Genomic DNA, 255 nt, shown 5'->3' with positions numbered 1-255 from the left:
AGACTCCTACGGGAGGCAGCAGTGGGGAATATTGGACAATGGGCGAAAGCCTGATCCAGCCATGCCGCGTGTGTGAAGAAGGTCTTCGGATTGTAAAGCACTTTAAGTTGGGAGGAAGGGCAGTAAGCTAATACCTTGCTGTTTTGACGTTACCGACAGAATAAGCACCGGCTAACTCTGTGCCAGCAGCCGCGGTAATACAGAGGGTGCAAGCGTTAATCGGAATTACTGGGCGTAAAGCGCGCGTAGGTGGTT

General features: G+C 52.2%; 1 rRNA gene. It reads left to right on the top strand.

Annotated elements, in window-relative coordinates:
* Nucleotides 1–255: ribosomal RNA gene (locus J5M56_RS27305) — 16S ribosomal RNA — on the top strand; the annotation flags it as partial.

Source organism: Pseudomonas sp. 51_B, from assembly GCF_017491595.1.
In the GTDB taxonomy this organism is placed as follows: Bacteria; Pseudomonadota; Gammaproteobacteria; order Pseudomonadales; family Pseudomonadaceae; genus Aquipseudomonas; species Aquipseudomonas promysalinigenes.
The sequence above is the reverse complement of the archived record's forward strand: the minus strand, read 5'-3'. Positions and strand labels throughout refer to the sequence as shown.